This window comes from Klebsiella sp. CN_Kp075, from assembly GCF_040065055.2.
Classification (GTDB): Bacteria; Pseudomonadota; Gammaproteobacteria; order Enterobacterales; family Enterobacteriaceae; genus Klebsiella; species Klebsiella aerogenes.
Window position 1 is genome coordinate 1,208,562 of sequence record NZ_CM198050.1, and the last position, 14,696, is coordinate 1,223,257.

Genomic DNA, 14,696 nt, shown 5'->3' on the forward strand with positions numbered 1-14,696 from the left:
ATAAAAATACCATCTGTGGAGGAGTGTAATGAGTTCTCTAATAACAAAAGAAATGAGTAGTGATAAGCTTTACGGTGAAGCACATATCACGCCAGGGATGCAATCAATAGCGGCAGGAGCATTTTCAGTGCGGCCTAAGCTTCCTTCCATCACCGGAAGCAGGTTTTGGGCTGCTTTTTTAGTTTTTTTATTTCATGCATCACTGCCCAGCGATCTCGCCCCATTCGCCAATCCGACGATTCAACATATCTATACCGTTATTGTCGGTAAAGCTGGTTGGCTGGGAGTGTCATACTTCTTTATTTTGAGCGGGTTTATCATGGTATGGTCCGCGAAAGATACGGATACCGTTGGTGATTTTTATCTGCGGCGTTTTGCTAAAATTTATCCAACACATTTCCTGACATGGTTGGTTGCATTTTTAATTGGTGCAGTCAGTATTTATCAATATAAATTATGGTCGACCAATCTGCTGTTGGTGAATACCTGGTTTAACGATGTACATTACTTTTTCGTTGGTAACCGGCCGAGTTGGTCTTTATGCATCGAAGCTATGTTTTATCTCTCTTTTCCATTCCTTTACCGGATTATGAAGACGATCCCGACAAAGCATGATTTATTTGCTCTGTTGTTGGTCACAATGGCATCGTTAGCAGTCCAGGTTGCGATCTATCTGTGGGCTGAACCGAATAAAATGATGGGAGCATTCCCTATTTCTCAACATCATTTCTGGATTTCGTATATTTTCCCTCCGGCACGTATTTTTGAGTTTCTGGCCGGTATGTTTGCTGCACGACTACTCATCAATGGCCGGGCAATTATGTTGTCGAAAACGGTATCACTTGCTTTACTGGTGGCAACGTATATTGCTTCTATGTATATTCCATACCAATTTAGTATGAGTGTCGTATTTATCATTCCTGTTTGCTTGTTAATTACCTCTTTTGCCGGCGATGACTTGAAAACCAGGAAAACTGCATTGAATTCGCCAACCTCGGTTTGGTTAGGAGAGATCTCTTATGCATTCTATATGGTTCATTTCTTAGTACTGTTTTATTTTTTGAATTTAACGGCAGGGAGAAAGTTTGATTTAGCTGAAGGGATTGGGCTTATCGCTGTTGCTCTGGTTCTGTCAATTGCTTTCGCCGCTTTTTTATACAAATACTTCGAAGTACCAATGATGAAAACGATTCTGGCAAAGTTTCGGGAAAGAAGGTTGGTCAGCCTGCGCGAACCCTCATGATGACAGATTGAATATTCAGCATTTCTGGTGGGAGGCATGCGTCAATGAGATGCACTCCCACGCTTTACTGCTTAATCAGTATGAAAGCCGCAGCTTTCTACAAGATTTTCCTTGAATGACAACATATCCCCGCTAATCACCTTTACCGATCGTCTTCAATAGGTAGGTGTATTTTATAATGTGGTGCGAGCATAATTTATGCAGTTCATATGAGTTAGTTAATAACCGATATCGCGCAGCCGAGGATCCTGGAACACAGAGGTCATCATACCGGTGAATTTGGCGATATCCAGATAGGCACAGTCTGTTCGGTACACCAACTCTATTTTGAAGTCATTGAACTGCCCGGAGAGCTGATGAATCTTAATCTTGCTCTTAACTTCACTACTAATAGAACAGCGCAACACCAACGATACCCCTTTACCCGCGGCAATGCTTGAGAACAGCACTGGATAAGATCCGCATTCAACGACACGTTTTGGCGTGATATTGCCTTCATTGAACAGCACATTGAAGTTGCGCGTAGACGTTGCACATTTTTTACTACTGAGCAAAAAGACTTCGCCATCCAGACTGGAGATATCAGTAATGGGAGGTTGATTTTTCTCGGTGATAATTACCAGCTCGCTTGAGAGCAATATGGAACGTGCATGTTGTGTATTGGAAAATCCGGCGCCAATAATTACCGCATCAAATTCGTTTTTATCAAAGGCGCTGAGCAAACTAATTGTGTTGCCGATTGATATGTCGATGTTCCAGCCCAGCTCCTGGCCTAAATCAATCAAGGAACTAATAATATAGGGGGGTAAACATTCAATTATTCCAACTCTTATCGTTAACTGACTGCTTTTAGAGTAGGAAATGTTGTTTTTGCAATCGTCCGCCAGGTTCAGAATTTTGAGTGCATACTCATAAAGTATCTGGCCTTGCGCTGTGGGAGTGCATCCTTCGGTTTTCCTGTCTAACAGGGTGACATCCAGGTTGTCCTCGAGACTTCGTATTCGGTGGGAAATGCTTGATTGCACTCGATTCAGGCGCTCTGCGGCTTGGGTTATATTCCCTGTCTCCACCACCGTCACGAACGCAAGAAGTTCACTTAGCTTCATTTGAGACCTCATGCTAAAGGTTAGTTTAATGTTGCAATTGTATTTATAATTTGTGACGTTTGTTTTGTCATCATGTTTCTAATTGCCAGTGTTGGTAGTGCTGGCCAGAGAGCGTCACAGCGAAGGCGTTCGACATCAATAAGCTTATTCGTATATCAATTCGTATGCCCTGAATCTCCATTGCAATGAGCCATGCTCTGTTGAATATCATTAAGGTATCAATCTTTTCGATGAATACCTCGATTTTATTCGCTGGTTTTTTATTGCTGCGCCAATTACGATTTAATCAGTAAGGCCAATTATTCATTTTATAATCAAGTGGTTACGCATCCTCTTGTGTTCAGTCATCTCGCTTTTCTGGCCTTTATTACTCGTATTGATGAAACCTTCATTTCGTTTATGGGATAAAACATGGCGCACGCTGAGTTTGATAAAATAATGATCGATCTGGTTGATTATGCCTACGAGCAAACAGCCTTTAATAATGAGACGCTCCGGATGGCGCGTTTTTGTCTGCTGGATTCAATAGGCTGTGCGATAGCCGCCTCTACAGATGCCGACTGTTCCAGACTCATGCGCAGCGCGCAATTCAGTCGCAACCCTCAGGGGGTCCCGGTCATGGGGACGCCATTGCGGTTAGGGCCAATCGAAGCGGCTTTTCAAATTGGTTCGATGATCCGCTGGCTTGAGTTTAACGATACCTGGCTGGCGCAAGAGTGGGGACATCCGTCCGATAACCTTGGGGCAATCCTGGCCGCTGCCGCGTGGCGGAGCCTCTCCGATAGCGCCCAGCCAGAGGTAAGTATGGCGGCGGTTCTGAACACCATGATCAGGGCGTATGAAATTCATGGCGTACTGTGCCTGTCGAACTGTTTTAATGCGCTAGGTATTGATCATGTCGTGCTGGTCAAGGTGGCTTCGGCGATTGCAGCTGCACAGATCATGGGATTATCGAAGGATCAGGCGCTGAGTGCGCTTTCCAACGTGATTATTGATGGCCATGCGCTCAGAACTTACCGACATGCACCTAATGCAGGCACCCGTAAATCATGGGCCGCCGGCGATGCCACAGCTCGCGGACTGCAATTGGCGCTGTTTGCCCAGGCAGATGAAATGGGGTATCCGACGGCGTTAACGGCTAAACGCTGGGGATTTGATGACGCGGTGCTACGCGGTCAGTCGTTCAACCTGACGCGAGATCTCTCAGACTTCGTCATCAATAATATATTGTTTAAAGTTCCCAATCCTGCTGAATATCATGCTCAGACCGCGGTCGAGGCGGCAATTAACCTGCGTGGAAAAATACTTGCCGCCGGTTATTCACCTGAATCAATCGAATATGTTCGCGTAGAAACGACGCGTCCGGCGATTCAAATTATTGATAAATCAGGTGTGCTGAATAACTCAGCCGATCGCGACCACTGCCTGCAATATATGGTAGCGGTAGGGCTACAAACTGGAAATCTGACGATTAGGGATTTCCATGAGCCATTGGCCTGCGATCCGCAACTGGAAGCCTTACGCCACAAAATTACCTGCACTGAACGTCCTTCTTTTACCGAAAGCTACTACGACCCAGAAAAACGCGCGATCCCGAATGCGCTGTACATTAAATGTCGTGGAATGACGGAGGAGATTGCCGAGCTTATTGAATATCCGCTTGGTCACGTCCGCCGTCGTGAGGAGTGTTTTGACGCACTGTTAACCAAATTCCATCTGAATCTTTCAGACAGCCCGCTCCGCGATCGGGCGGACAGACTGGCCGATATCCTGACCACTGGCCCGGCGCTTGAGACTATGTCTGTTAATGAGTTCCTGAAACTTTTTTCCTGGCATTAATCCATTTCTGAATCATTGACATAAATTTATAACGCTAAAGGTGAATGAAGTGAAAAAGGCAATACTGGTTGGCTGTGGTGCAGAGATTGGCGCAAATCTGTTGATTCAAAACGATCCGCAGAATGATGGTTTCGTGGTGCAGACCGTAGTAACGAATCCGCCTGCTACTGATAAACACTATCCGGAGTTACGTCCGATTGATGGCATTGTGGCGCGTCTGGCGATGGCGCAACCTGGCATTCAATCCCGGGTCGAGATAATCAATGACGATACGTTGCAAATTGACGGTCGTGAAATTCATTTCTTCTTTGGCGATTTAGCCAAAGTGTGCCCACCCGTTAACGGGCGCTTTGATATCGGTTTTATTGCCACCAGCAAACAGGATATGGATCAGCACAGTCCTGTGGCTCGCAACATGCAGGAGCTGGCCAATGTAGTGCTGGGTGTCGCTGAGGCTGATAGCCTAAAAAGTATTTATGGCTGCCTTGGCGATCTGACGAGTGACGATATCAGTACGATTCAGCGTAAGGTAGTAAGTTCTGGTATGTACTGTCTGGGTTCCTGCCAGACCAATGGGATGCATGCTTCATTACGTGTTGTGGTTGAGGCACTAAATGCTATCCATGGCAACGCTTCGCAAATTGTGTCGGTTGAAACCGATATTGTGCATCCAGATACGCCGAATGGCGTACTTGGCACTCGCTCCTTTGAAGGCCGTATGCAGGATGCTCGCGACAATCTGCGTCCCAGCTTCTCGCAAATTGCCATGAGCCAGAAAAAAGTTATGCCGTGGGCGCCGTTGGTGAATACGGTGTCGCTTCGCGCGCCAGTTCATGCCCCTGGCTATCAGATTAACCGCTTTATCGTCGAAGATAACGGTGCTTTAACGACTGGTTTAATTGAAGCCGCTATTGAGCGCGTGAACAAGCTGCATCCTCATGTAGTGATGGCCTCGCGGTCGCCTCTTGGGGGACGCGCTTATGCTTATGAGCGCCGCTGTTCGACAATTCTCTCTGACGCTAACCATTTACTCATTCTTCGACCCGCATATCTGGCGAAGCAGAATCTGAGCGAAGTGATTATCCAGTCCTTTGTTAACAATTCGGTAGGGTATACCGCAGTTGTTCGCGCCGTTGCGCGCAATATTGCCCAAGGTCTACCGGTGGCAACCTTTCAGGAGATTGAAAAATGACGCGTTCCCATACCGTTGATTTTTTAAATTCTGGTTTTGTGGTGAAAACCGCCATGTCTCCTGATTTTAATAGCAAGCTAAAGGCTGAGGTTGAGCAAATCCGCGCGTTACATGCTCTTTATCCGGAACTGATGGTGCCGGTGTTACACGAGGGAGTTGCCGCCGGACGTCAGTTTTATGTTCTGGAAAAGAAAGCCTCACTTCCGCTATCGGCTATCGTGCTTGATGAACAAAGGACGCTCGCGGCGCGGCGCAAAATAGTTCTGAATGCCCTGGAGAACATCCAAACCGCGATTGGACTGGAGATAGAAAACCAACCTGCACGGGTCAGCGATATGCCTGCCAGGTTGCAGGAGGAGTGGGAAGCTACGCGATTTGCGCACGATCTGTTTGATAAACCGGTTTTACTGAATGGCGTCCGTTTTAGCATTACCGCCAGAGAGGTTATCGAAAAAGCGATCGAGATGGCGCGTGGTGAAGAATTTCGATCGGTAGAAAAGGCTCATTTCAATTTTCACTTTGGCAACGTGCTTTATGACGAAGAACGTTCATTGACTCATTTCATCGATCCTGATTTTTCCGTCAGTGGCCTCGATCCCCTTTTCGGCTTTTCGCGCTTTGCTTTTTCGTTCTGGCATGAGCTGGCAGCCGAGGTTGAAGACGCAGTGAAAATGGTACCGATGTCTGACGCACTCATGTTTGTTCTGGCGAAACAGGATTACGGCAATATTCTCAGCGAAATTCCGGAAATTGGCGGTATTTCCGGGCTGCTGCCGATAATGGGCGAGAATATGCGTCATCGCTTTTATGTCCTCACCGCTTACTGCTTCCTCAGGAGCATCCGTATTAATGGCAGCAAGCAGCCGTGGAAAACGCCGCGCTCTCCGGTTATCGCCCGGCCTGAGGAGGTACTTATGCTTGGGATGCTGACCTATCTCGAAGGGGCGAGCGTCGCGAGCGAAAGTCTGTGCGCGTAATTTCATTCTAATAAAGGACCTGCGGATATGTCGTTGGTAAGTAGTAGTACACTTGATCAAGGTTTTGAGGCGCCGAGGCGCTATTTAGCCGCCGCGGCCATATTAATTGGCGTGCTGATGGCGGCGCTGGATAGCTCTATTGTCAATATCGCATTGCCCACCATTGCCAGTGCGTTACAGGTCGATTCGGCGTCCAGTATCTGGATCACCAACGGCTATCAGGTAGCCAGCGCGGCGACGATGCTGATTTGCGCGTCGCTGGGCAGCAGAATCGGTGAGAAGCGTTTTTACACGGCGGGAATGGTGTTATTTACGCTCTCTTCGCTGGGCTGTAGCCTTGCGCCGACCTTTGGCGTACTGGTTACCATGCGGATACTACAAGGGGTAAGTTATGCGGTCATGATAAGCGTGGGGCTGGGATTATATCGGGTTATTTTTCCACCTCGCGCGCTAGGAACGATATTCGGGCTGAATGCGCTGGCCTTTGCGGTTGGCACGGCAATCGGTCCGGCGTTGGGCGGACTTATCATTTCGTATCTTTCCTGGCCGTGGCTTTTCTATATCAATATCCCGCTTGGCGGCGCTGCGATTATTTTCTCCCTGATTTCATTAGGGGCGGATAACGAAAAGGAGAAGGGCTTTGATTGGGCTGGGGCTCTGAGTTCGGCAGCAGCATTGGGCTTGATGGTGGTGGCAGTCGATCAAATTGGCCGCTGGGAGAGCCTGACGCTTATCTATTGTGCGGCGGCGTCAGTGGCGTTATTTGCTTTCTTTATTATCGTCCAGACACGAGCAAAGCACCCCTTATTGCCGCTTGATATATTTCGTTCACGGCAATATAGCTTTGCTGTGCTTTCATCCGTCTCTATGTTCGTGGCTCAGGGAATGGCGCTGGTTGGCTTACCGTTTGTGTTGCAACATAGCTATCACTATTCAGTGCTTGAATCGGCGTTTATCTTTACGCCGTGGCCGGTAGCTGTCGCCTTCTGCGCCCCGGTAGCGGGAAGACTGTCAAACCGTTTTAATCCGACGCAAATTTCTACCGTCGGGGTGGTTATCTTTTGTCTTGGCTTAGGGTCGTTGGCGCTATTGCCGCACGCCGCGACGGTGAATGATTTCTTGTGGCGCGTTGCCGTTTGCGGGGTGGGGTATGGCTTATTCCTGCCGCCAAACAACAAGGAGATGTTTGCCAATGTTCCAGCAAATCGCACGGTAACGGCCTCCGGCGTGCTATCAACGGCCAGGACGACAGGGCAGTCCATCGGTGCGGCGCTGGTGGCGATGGTCATTGCGCTGTTGAACGGCTTAACCGGCCCAGGCGGCGCACAGTTTGCCGTTTATGTGTTTGGCTTCGCCTGCGCTATTGCGGCAATATCCTCTATTGCCAGCACCTTACGCTTGCATCGCTAAAGAAGGGAATGCCGGTAGTGGTGAAAATGCAACCGCTACTGGCATGTTCGATTATGTGTTTTTAGCATTTTTACCCGCTTAGCTCCGGTATAAAATTTTTAATACATTCAGCAAAACAGATTGTTTTCTTTCGTTATAATAAGGCACTTGAATGCGCTGACGCCCGGACTGGACCTGCTTTCTGATGCTGGACATACAAAATATCGCCTGCCTGCGGGATGAACGAACCCTTTTTACCCACTTATCGTTTTCGGTACAGCCAGGCGAGATTATTCAAATTTCAGGCCCCAACGGCGCGGGAAAAACCTCGTTATTACATCTCTTAACCGGGTTATCGACGCCAGAAGAAGGGGAAATTCTCTGGCAGGGCAAACCGCTGCGGCGTACTCGCGATAGCTGGCACGCGCAGCTCTTATGGCTCGGTCATCAGGTTGGTGTGAAAGGGGCGCTCACGGCGGACGAAAATCTGCGCTTTTACCATCCCGAGGCGACCATTGAGGCGCGCTGGCAGGCGCTGGCGCAGGTTGAGCTGGTGGGCTTTGAAGATGTTCAGGTAGCGCAACTCTCCGCCGGGCAACAGCGGCGCGTCGCGCTGGCGAGACTATGGCTCAGCCGGGCGACGTTCTGGATTTTAGATGAACCCTTCACCGCGCTCGATGCGGCTGGCGTACAAACGCTGACCACCCGGCTGGAGCAGCACGTCGGCCAGGGCGGTGCGGTCATCCTGACCACCCATCAACCCCTGCGCCCGCTCTGCGTTCCCTTACGCACGATTATGCTGAATGACGATGAGGCGGCTGCGGCATGATCAAGCAGATATTCTGGCGCGACCTGCGCCTTGCCTTTCGCAATTACGCCGAAATTATCAACCCGCTGTGGTTTTTCCTGATTATTATCACCCTGTTCCCCCTCAGTATCGGCCCTGAACCGCAGCTGCTCCGGCAGATTGCACCGGGCATTGTGTGGGTGGCGGCGCTGCTCTCTTCGCTGCTGGCAATGGACCGGCTGTTTCGCGATGACTGGCTGGATGGCTCGCTGCAGCAAATGATGCTGATGCCGGTACCGCTGTCGCTGGTGGTGCTGGCAAAGATTGCGGCGCATTGGGTGGTCTCCGGGCTGCCGCTGCTGATAATCTCTCCGCTGATCGCCATGTTATTTGGACTTTCGACGGCGGAGTGGCAGGTGCTGGCCCTGACGCTATTGATGGGCACGCCAACGCTGAGCTTTATTGGCGCCATCGGCGTGGGGCTGACCGTCGGCCTTCGGCGCGGCGGCGTATTGCTGAGCCTGCTGGTGCTGCCGCTGATGATTCCGTTACTGATTTTCGCCACCGCCGCCGTGGGCGCGGCGCAGATGCAGTTACCGGTTGACGGCTATATGGCCATCCTTGGCGCCTTTCTGGCAGGAAGCGCCACTTTAAGTCCGTTTGCTACCGCGGCGGCACTCAGAATTAGCGTGCAATAATTCCCGTTCCCTCGGGGCAATGAGGCAAAAAAAATGTGGAAAGTGTTACATCAACTCGCCATTCCAGAGCGCCTGTATAGCGTATGCGGACGATGCATTCCGCTGATGGCTATCCTCAGCGCGCTGTTTCTGGTGGTGGGCTGCGTCTGGGGATTTGTCTACGCCCCGGCAGATTATCAACAGGGTGAAAGCTATCGCATCATGTATCTGCACGTCCCGGCGGCGATGTGGTCGATGGGGATTTACGGCTCAATGGCCGTGACCGCTTTTGTCGGCCTGGTCTGGCAGATGAAAATGGCGGATAAAGCGGTGATGGCGATGGCGCTGCCAGGCGCGGTTTATACCTTTATAGCGCTGGTGACCGGTTCCGCGTGGGGAAAACCGATGTGGGGAACCTGGTGGGTGTGGGATGCGCGTCTGACATCCGAACTGGTCCTGCTGTTTTTATACGTCGGGGTGATTGGCCTGTATCACGCTTTTGACGATCGCCGGCTGGCCGGGCGCGCCGCCGGGATACTGGTGCTGGTCGGGGTGGTCAACCTGCCGATTATTCATTATTCCGTGGAGTGGTGGAACACCCTGCATCAGGGCTCGACCAATATGCAGAAAACCATCGACCCGTCGATGCGCATGCCGTTGCGTTTAACCATTTTCGGTTTCTTATTCCTCTTTATTACTCTGACATTAATGCGTATGCGTAATTTAATTCTGTTGCAGGAGCGCCGCCGCCCGTGGGTCGTGGCGCTGGCTGGCGCAAGTAAGCGTGAGGAGAACTCATGACCAGCGCTTTTCACTCCTGGAGCGATTTCTGGCAGATGGGCGGCTACGCCTTTTATGTCTGGCTGGCGGTTGCAGTGACGGTCATCGCGTTGCTGATTTTGTTCATCCACACCCGCTGGCAGCGCCGGGCGCTACTGGCGGATATACGCCGGCAGATGGCGCGCGAGCGCCGGGTATCGGCGGCGCGTAAGCAAAGGTCAATGAAGGGAGATGCGTTGTGAATCCTCGGCGTAAAGTACGTCTCTGGCTCGCCTGCGGAGTGATTGGGGGGCTGGCGCTGACCGTTGGTCTGGTGATGTATGCATTAAGCTCCAATATCGATCTCTTCTATACACCGGGCGAAGTGATATACGGCAAACGGGAAAATGGCCAGAAGCCAGAGCCGGGGCAGCGTCTACGTATCGGTGGCATGGTGATGCCCGGCAGCGTGAAGCGTGACGATAAAACCCTCGATGTGACCTTCAAACTCTATGATGCCCGCGGCGTCGTCGAGGTGAGCTATACCGGGATCCTGCCGGCGTTGTTCCGCGAAGGGCAGGGGGTCGTAGCCCAGGGGACGCTGCAGGACGGGACGCATATCCGCGCGAAAGAAGTACTGGCGAAACACGATGAAAATTACACCCCTCCGGAAGTGAAAGAAGCGATGGAAGAGAATCATCATCCGGCTGAGAAGCCGCAGGGAGCCGCGCAATGATCCCTGAAATCGGCCTCTTCCTGCTGTGCCTGGCATTGGGCATTTCCTGCCTGCTGGCGCTATTTCCCAGTTGGGGCGCGATGCGGCAGGATGCGCGGATGATGGCGCTGGCGAAGCCGCTGTCGGTAGCGATGTTTGCCGCCATCCTCGGGGCGTTTCTCATTCTGGTGTACGCCTTTGTGGTGAATGACTTCACCGTTCTGTATGTCGTCAGTAACTCGAATACGCTGCTGCCGGTGTGGTATCGCGTCGCGGCGACCTGGGGGGCGCACGAGGGATCGTTGTTGCTGTGGGTATTGCTGATGAGCGGCTGGACCTGCGCGGTCGCGGCCCTGAGCCGTAATATTCCGCTGGAAGCCTCTTCGCGCGTGCTGGCGGTGATGGGGATGATCTCCTTCTGCTTCCTGGCGTTTATCCTGCTGACCTCAAATCCGTTCGTGCGCACGCTACCTGATTTCCCCATCGAAGGGCGCGATCTGAACCCGATGTTGCAGGATATCGGGCTGATCTTCCACCCGCCTATGCTGTACATGGGCTACGTGGGCTTCTCCGTGGCTTTCGCTTTCGCCATTGCGTCGCTGATGACCGGGCGTCTTGATAGCGCGTGGGCGCGCTGGTCACGGCCGTGGACGCTGGCGGCGTGGAGCTTTCTGACGGTCGGTATCGTGCTGGGGTCTGCGTGGGCCTATTATGAGCTCGGCTGGGGCGGCTGGTGGTTCTGGGATCCGGTAGAAAACGCCTCCCTGATGCCGTGGCTGGCGGGAACCGCGCTGATCCACTCGCTATCGGTCACCGAAAAGCGCGGCAGCTTTAAATCCTGGACCGTGCTGCTGGCGATTCTGGCGTTCTCGCTGTGCCTGCTGGGCACTTTCCTGGTGCGTTCCGGGGTACTGATTTCCGTACACTCCTTCGCTTCTGATCCTACGCGCGGCATGTTTATTCTGGCGCTGCTGGTGATCACTATCGGCGGTTCGCTGCTGTTATTCGCCATCAAAGGCGGCAAGGTACGCTCCCGGGTGCGTCACGAACTGTGGTCGCGCGAGTCGCTGCTGCTGGGCAACAATGTGCTGCTGATTGCCGCCATGCTGGTGGTACTGCTGGGAACGCTGCTGCCGCTGATACATAAGTTATTGGGATTAGGCAGCATTTCTATCGGCGAGCCGTTCTTTAATTCCCTCTTTATTGCGCTGATGATCCCGTTCTCGCTGCTGCTTGGCATCGGGCCGCTGGTGCGCTGGCGTCGCGATGAATTCCACAAGCTGCGTAAGCGGCTGCTGATTGCCGCGGTGGTTGCCATCGTACTGGCCATCGCACTGCCGTGGCTGATGCAGGATCGTATTAAAGCCATGACCGTGGTTGGCCTGCTGATGTCGCTATGGGCATTCGTGCTTACCGTGATGGAAGTGGTGGAGCGCGCCACCGACCGCCACCCCTTCTGGCGCGGGCTGACCCGCCTCGGACGCAGTCACTGGGGAATGGTCGCCGGCCACGTAGGGCTGGTGGTCACCGTCATTGGCATCGCCTTCAGTCAGAATTACAGCATCGAACGCGACGTGCGGATGAAGCCGGGCGATAGCGTCGATATCCACCAGTATCACTTTGTGTTCCGTGACGTGCGGGATATCACCGGGCCGAACTACTTTGGCGGTGAAGGGGTGATCGAAGTTTCGCAGAATGGCCGTCACGTGAGTACGCTGCGGGCGGAGAAGCGCATTTACAGCAGCAGCCGCATGGAAATGACCGAAGCCGCCATCGACGGCAGGCTGGTACGCGACCTGTACGCTGCGCTGGGTGAAGAGCTGGCCGACGGTAGCTGGGCGGTGCGCTTGTACTATAAACCTTTTGTTCGCTGGATCTGGTTCGGCGGGATGTTAATGGCGTTTGGCGGCGTGCTGTGCATTCTGGACCCACGTTACCGCTTACGTAAATCACTGCCGGAGAACGCGTCATGAACCGCAAAGTCTTATATTTACCGCTGGCTATCTTTCTGATTCTGGCGGCGGCGCTGATGTGGCAACTAATGCGCAACAGCGACGGCGACGATCCTACCGTGCTTGAATCGGCGCTGGTGGGTAAGCCTCTGCCGGATTTCCGCCTGGCGTCACTGGAAAAACCGGATGTCATGCTGGATCCCTCTAACATTATCAATGGTAAGCCGGTGCTGATTAACGTCTGGGCCACCTGGTGCCCCACCTGTCGGGCGGAGCATCAGTATTTACGCTCCCTGGCGGCGCAGGGTATTCGCATCGTTGGCATCAACTATAAAGACGATCGCCAGAAAGCGGTGAACTGGCTGCACGAATTGGGCAACCCGTATGCGCTGGGGGTGTTTGACGGCGACGGCATGCTGGGGCTGGATCTTGGCGTGTATGGCGCGCCGGAAACTTTCCTCATCGACGGCAAAGGCATTATCCGCTACCGCCATGCCGGCGATGTGAACGAGCGGGTCTGGCAGCAGGAGATTCTGCCGCTGTGGAATAAATACAGCCAGCAGGGGGGCGCGTGAGATATCTGCTCATCACTTTACTGACGGCGCTGCTCTCGTTTCAGGCGCTGGCGGCGATTGATACCTATCCATTTAAAGATGAAGCCCAGGAGCAGCAGTTCCGCCAGTTGACCGAACAGCTACGCTGCCCGAAATGCCAGAACAACAGTATTGCCGATTCGAACTCGATGATTGCCGCCGACATGCGCAAAAAGGTCTGGCAATTGATGGAGCAGGGACAAAGCAATCAGCAAATCACCGATTACATGGTGGCGCGCTACGGCAACTTCGTGACCTACGAACCGCCGGTGACCCCCGCGACGATTATCCTCTGGCTGCTGCCGGCTTGTTTCGTTGTGGGCGGCGCGCTGGTGATTTTCCGTTTAAGCCGTCGCTCACGGGCTGAACGCATCAGCGAGCTGAGCGCGCAGGAACAGGAACGCTTAAAGGCGCTGCTTGATGACAATAAAAGGACCCTGAAATGATTGTCGCTTTGCTCATCATGTTGGTGTTACTGCTGGGAACCGCGGCGCTGCTGTTTATTCCGTGGAGCGGCAGGCAGCGCGTTGACCGCAATACCATGAACCATATGATTTATCGGGCGCGCCTGCAGGAGCTTGATGAGGATCTTTCAGCGGTGAACGCGGCGCAGCAACAGCAGCTGGTTGACGATTTACGCTTGAATTTATTGGAAGATTTGCCTGAATCTGCCGAAACGAATCACAAAAATAGTAGTTATTGGGTGTATATTCTTGGGGTTATTATACTAACCTCTTTATGCGTAGGGGTTTTTATCCGAACGAGTTACATGACCCGCGTGGTTGAGTGGCAGCAAGTTGTCCAGCAAACGCCGCAGCTGATGCAGCGGGTGATGGATCCGCAGGGCAAACCGTTGTCGGAAGAAGAGCTGTTTCGACTGGCGCTGGGGTTACGTACCCGCCTGCAGCAATACCCGGCCGACCAGCTGAGCTGGACGATGCTCGGCAGGCTGCAACTGGTGCTCAATAATCCAGGCGCCGCGTTACAGGCGTTTGATAAGGCACGACAGCTGGCGCCAGGCAACGCCGATGCGCAGCTGGGATACACCGAAGCGTTACTTCACTCTACGGATCCCAACGATAGCCGTGAAGCCCAGCAACTGCTCGATACGTTGCTGAAGAATAATCATAACGATGTGCGGGTGCTTAGCCTCGCGGCGTTTAACGCCTTTGAACATCAGCAGTATGACAAAGCGATCGCGGCGTGGCAGCTGATGCTGCAACTGTTACCGGCGGATGATACTCAACGTGAAATTATCATTCGTAGTATTGACCGGGCGAAAAAAGAACAAGCCGCTACACTGAAATAATTAAAATAACGTGAGTATTGCTCGAAGGCATATTGGATTTGCAATGGGTTATCGCTCTGAAATCACAGGATAATCATCCCCGGCTGATTATCCTGGCTCCGAAAATCTCCAAAAACACAGTTGGATTAGAAGGTGAGTGCAATCGTTATAGATTTATT

The 14,696-nt window shown here is 52.3% G+C and carries 15 protein-coding genes; 14 read left to right on the top strand and 1 reads right to left on the bottom strand.

All coding sequences use genetic code 11. The features are described from left to right. Positions 1-28 precede the first annotated feature (28 nt). A complete protein-coding gene (locus ABLV78_RS05805) occupies positions 29-1,243 on the top strand; it encodes an acyltransferase family protein (RefSeq protein ID WP_047044390.1) in 1,215 nt (404 codons plus the stop codon). A gap of 218 nt (positions 1,244-1,461) precedes the next feature. On the opposite strand, the gene ABLV78_RS05810 is transcribed toward ABLV78_RS05805, so the two are convergent. Further along, a complete protein-coding gene (locus tag ABLV78_RS05810; protein ID WP_047044392.1) occupies positions 1,462-2,349 on the bottom strand; it encodes a LysR family transcriptional regulator in 888 nt (295 codons plus the stop codon). Positions 2,350-2,760: 411 nt separating this feature from the next. Between ABLV78_RS05810 and ABLV78_RS05815 the strand changes: the two genes are divergently transcribed. The 13 genes from ABLV78_RS05815 (at position 2,761) to ccmI (ending at position 14,538) form a co-directional block, all read left to right on the top strand. Next, complete coding sequence (locus ABLV78_RS05815) at positions 2,761-4,188, top strand: bifunctional 2-methylcitrate dehydratase/aconitate hydratase (RefSeq protein WP_047044395.1); 1,428 nt, start codon at positions 2,761-2,763, stop codon at positions 4,186-4,188. A 49-nt stretch (positions 4,189-4,237) separates the two neighbouring features. Beyond that, positions 4,238-5,380 carry a hypothetical protein gene (locus ABLV78_RS05820; RefSeq protein WP_045395149.1) on the top strand — a complete coding sequence of 381 codons (1,143 nt, stop codon included), beginning with the start codon at positions 4,238-4,240 and terminating at the stop codon, positions 5,378-5,380. After that, the gene (locus ABLV78_RS05825; RefSeq protein ID WP_047044398.1) at positions 5,377-6,357 is read left to right on the top strand and encodes an aminoglycoside phosphotransferase family protein; all 981 of its coding nucleotides are present in this window, start codon (positions 5,377-5,379) and stop codon (positions 6,355-6,357) included. Before ABLV78_RS05820 ends, ABLV78_RS05825 begins: the two co-directional genes overlap by 4 nt. A 27-nt stretch (positions 6,358-6,384) precedes the next feature. Then, positions 6,385-7,767, top strand: coding sequence for an MFS transporter (locus ABLV78_RS05830; RefSeq protein ID WP_047044400.1), 1,383 nt, complete (start codon positions 6,385-6,387; stop codon positions 7,765-7,767). 184 nt (positions 7,768-7,951) lie between these two features. Beyond that, on the top strand, positions 7,952-8,575 hold the full coding sequence (gene ccmA / locus ABLV78_RS05835; protein WP_045395142.1) for a cytochrome c biogenesis heme-transporting ATPase CcmA: 624 nt from the start codon (positions 7,952-7,954) through the stop codon (positions 8,573-8,575). Continuing rightward, a complete protein-coding gene (ccmB, locus tag ABLV78_RS05840; RefSeq protein WP_045378271.1) occupies positions 8,572-9,231 on the top strand; it encodes a heme exporter protein CcmB in 660 nt (219 codons plus the stop codon). The genes ccmA and ccmB overlap by 4 nt, the downstream gene beginning before the upstream one ends. A gap of 33 nt (positions 9,232-9,264) precedes the next feature. Further along, positions 9,265-10,011 (top strand): heme ABC transporter permease, encoded by a 747-nt coding sequence (locus ABLV78_RS05845; RefSeq protein ID WP_045378274.1) that lies wholly within the window; start codon positions 9,265-9,267, stop codon positions 10,009-10,011. Continuing rightward, positions 10,008-10,232 carry a heme exporter protein CcmD gene (ccmD, locus tag ABLV78_RS05850; RefSeq protein ID WP_045395139.1) on the top strand — a complete coding sequence of 75 codons (225 nt, stop codon included), beginning with the start codon at positions 10,008-10,010 and terminating at the stop codon, positions 10,230-10,232. Before ABLV78_RS05845 ends, ccmD begins: the two co-directional genes overlap by 4 nt. Then, on the top strand, positions 10,229-10,705 hold the full coding sequence (ccmE, locus tag ABLV78_RS05855; RefSeq protein WP_015703212.1) for a cytochrome c maturation protein CcmE: 477 nt from the start codon (positions 10,229-10,231) through the stop codon (positions 10,703-10,705). The genes ccmD and ccmE overlap by 4 nt, the downstream gene beginning before the upstream one ends. Further along, positions 10,702-12,657 carry a heme lyase CcmF/NrfE family subunit gene (locus tag ABLV78_RS05860; protein ID WP_047044403.1) on the top strand — a complete coding sequence of 652 codons (1,956 nt, stop codon included), beginning with the start codon at positions 10,702-10,704 and terminating at the stop codon, positions 12,655-12,657. The genes ccmE and ABLV78_RS05860 overlap by 4 nt, the downstream gene beginning before the upstream one ends. Beyond that, positions 12,654-13,211 (top strand): DsbE family thiol:disulfide interchange protein, encoded by a 558-nt coding sequence (locus ABLV78_RS05865; RefSeq protein ID WP_015370115.1) that lies wholly within the window; start codon positions 12,654-12,656, stop codon positions 13,209-13,211. Before ABLV78_RS05860 ends, ABLV78_RS05865 begins: the two co-directional genes overlap by 4 nt. After that, positions 13,208-13,675, top strand: a complete 468-nt coding sequence (locus ABLV78_RS05870; protein ID WP_047044404.1) for a cytochrome c-type biogenesis protein — start codon at positions 13,208-13,210, stop codon at positions 13,673-13,675. The genes ABLV78_RS05865 and ABLV78_RS05870 overlap by 4 nt, the downstream gene beginning before the upstream one ends. Then, positions 13,672-14,538, top strand: coding sequence for a c-type cytochrome biogenesis protein CcmI (ccmI, locus tag ABLV78_RS05875; protein ID WP_045395133.1), 867 nt, complete (start codon positions 13,672-13,674; stop codon positions 14,536-14,538). The genes ABLV78_RS05870 and ccmI overlap by 4 nt, the downstream gene beginning before the upstream one ends. The last annotated feature ends 158 nt before the right edge of the window (positions 14,539-14,696 follow it).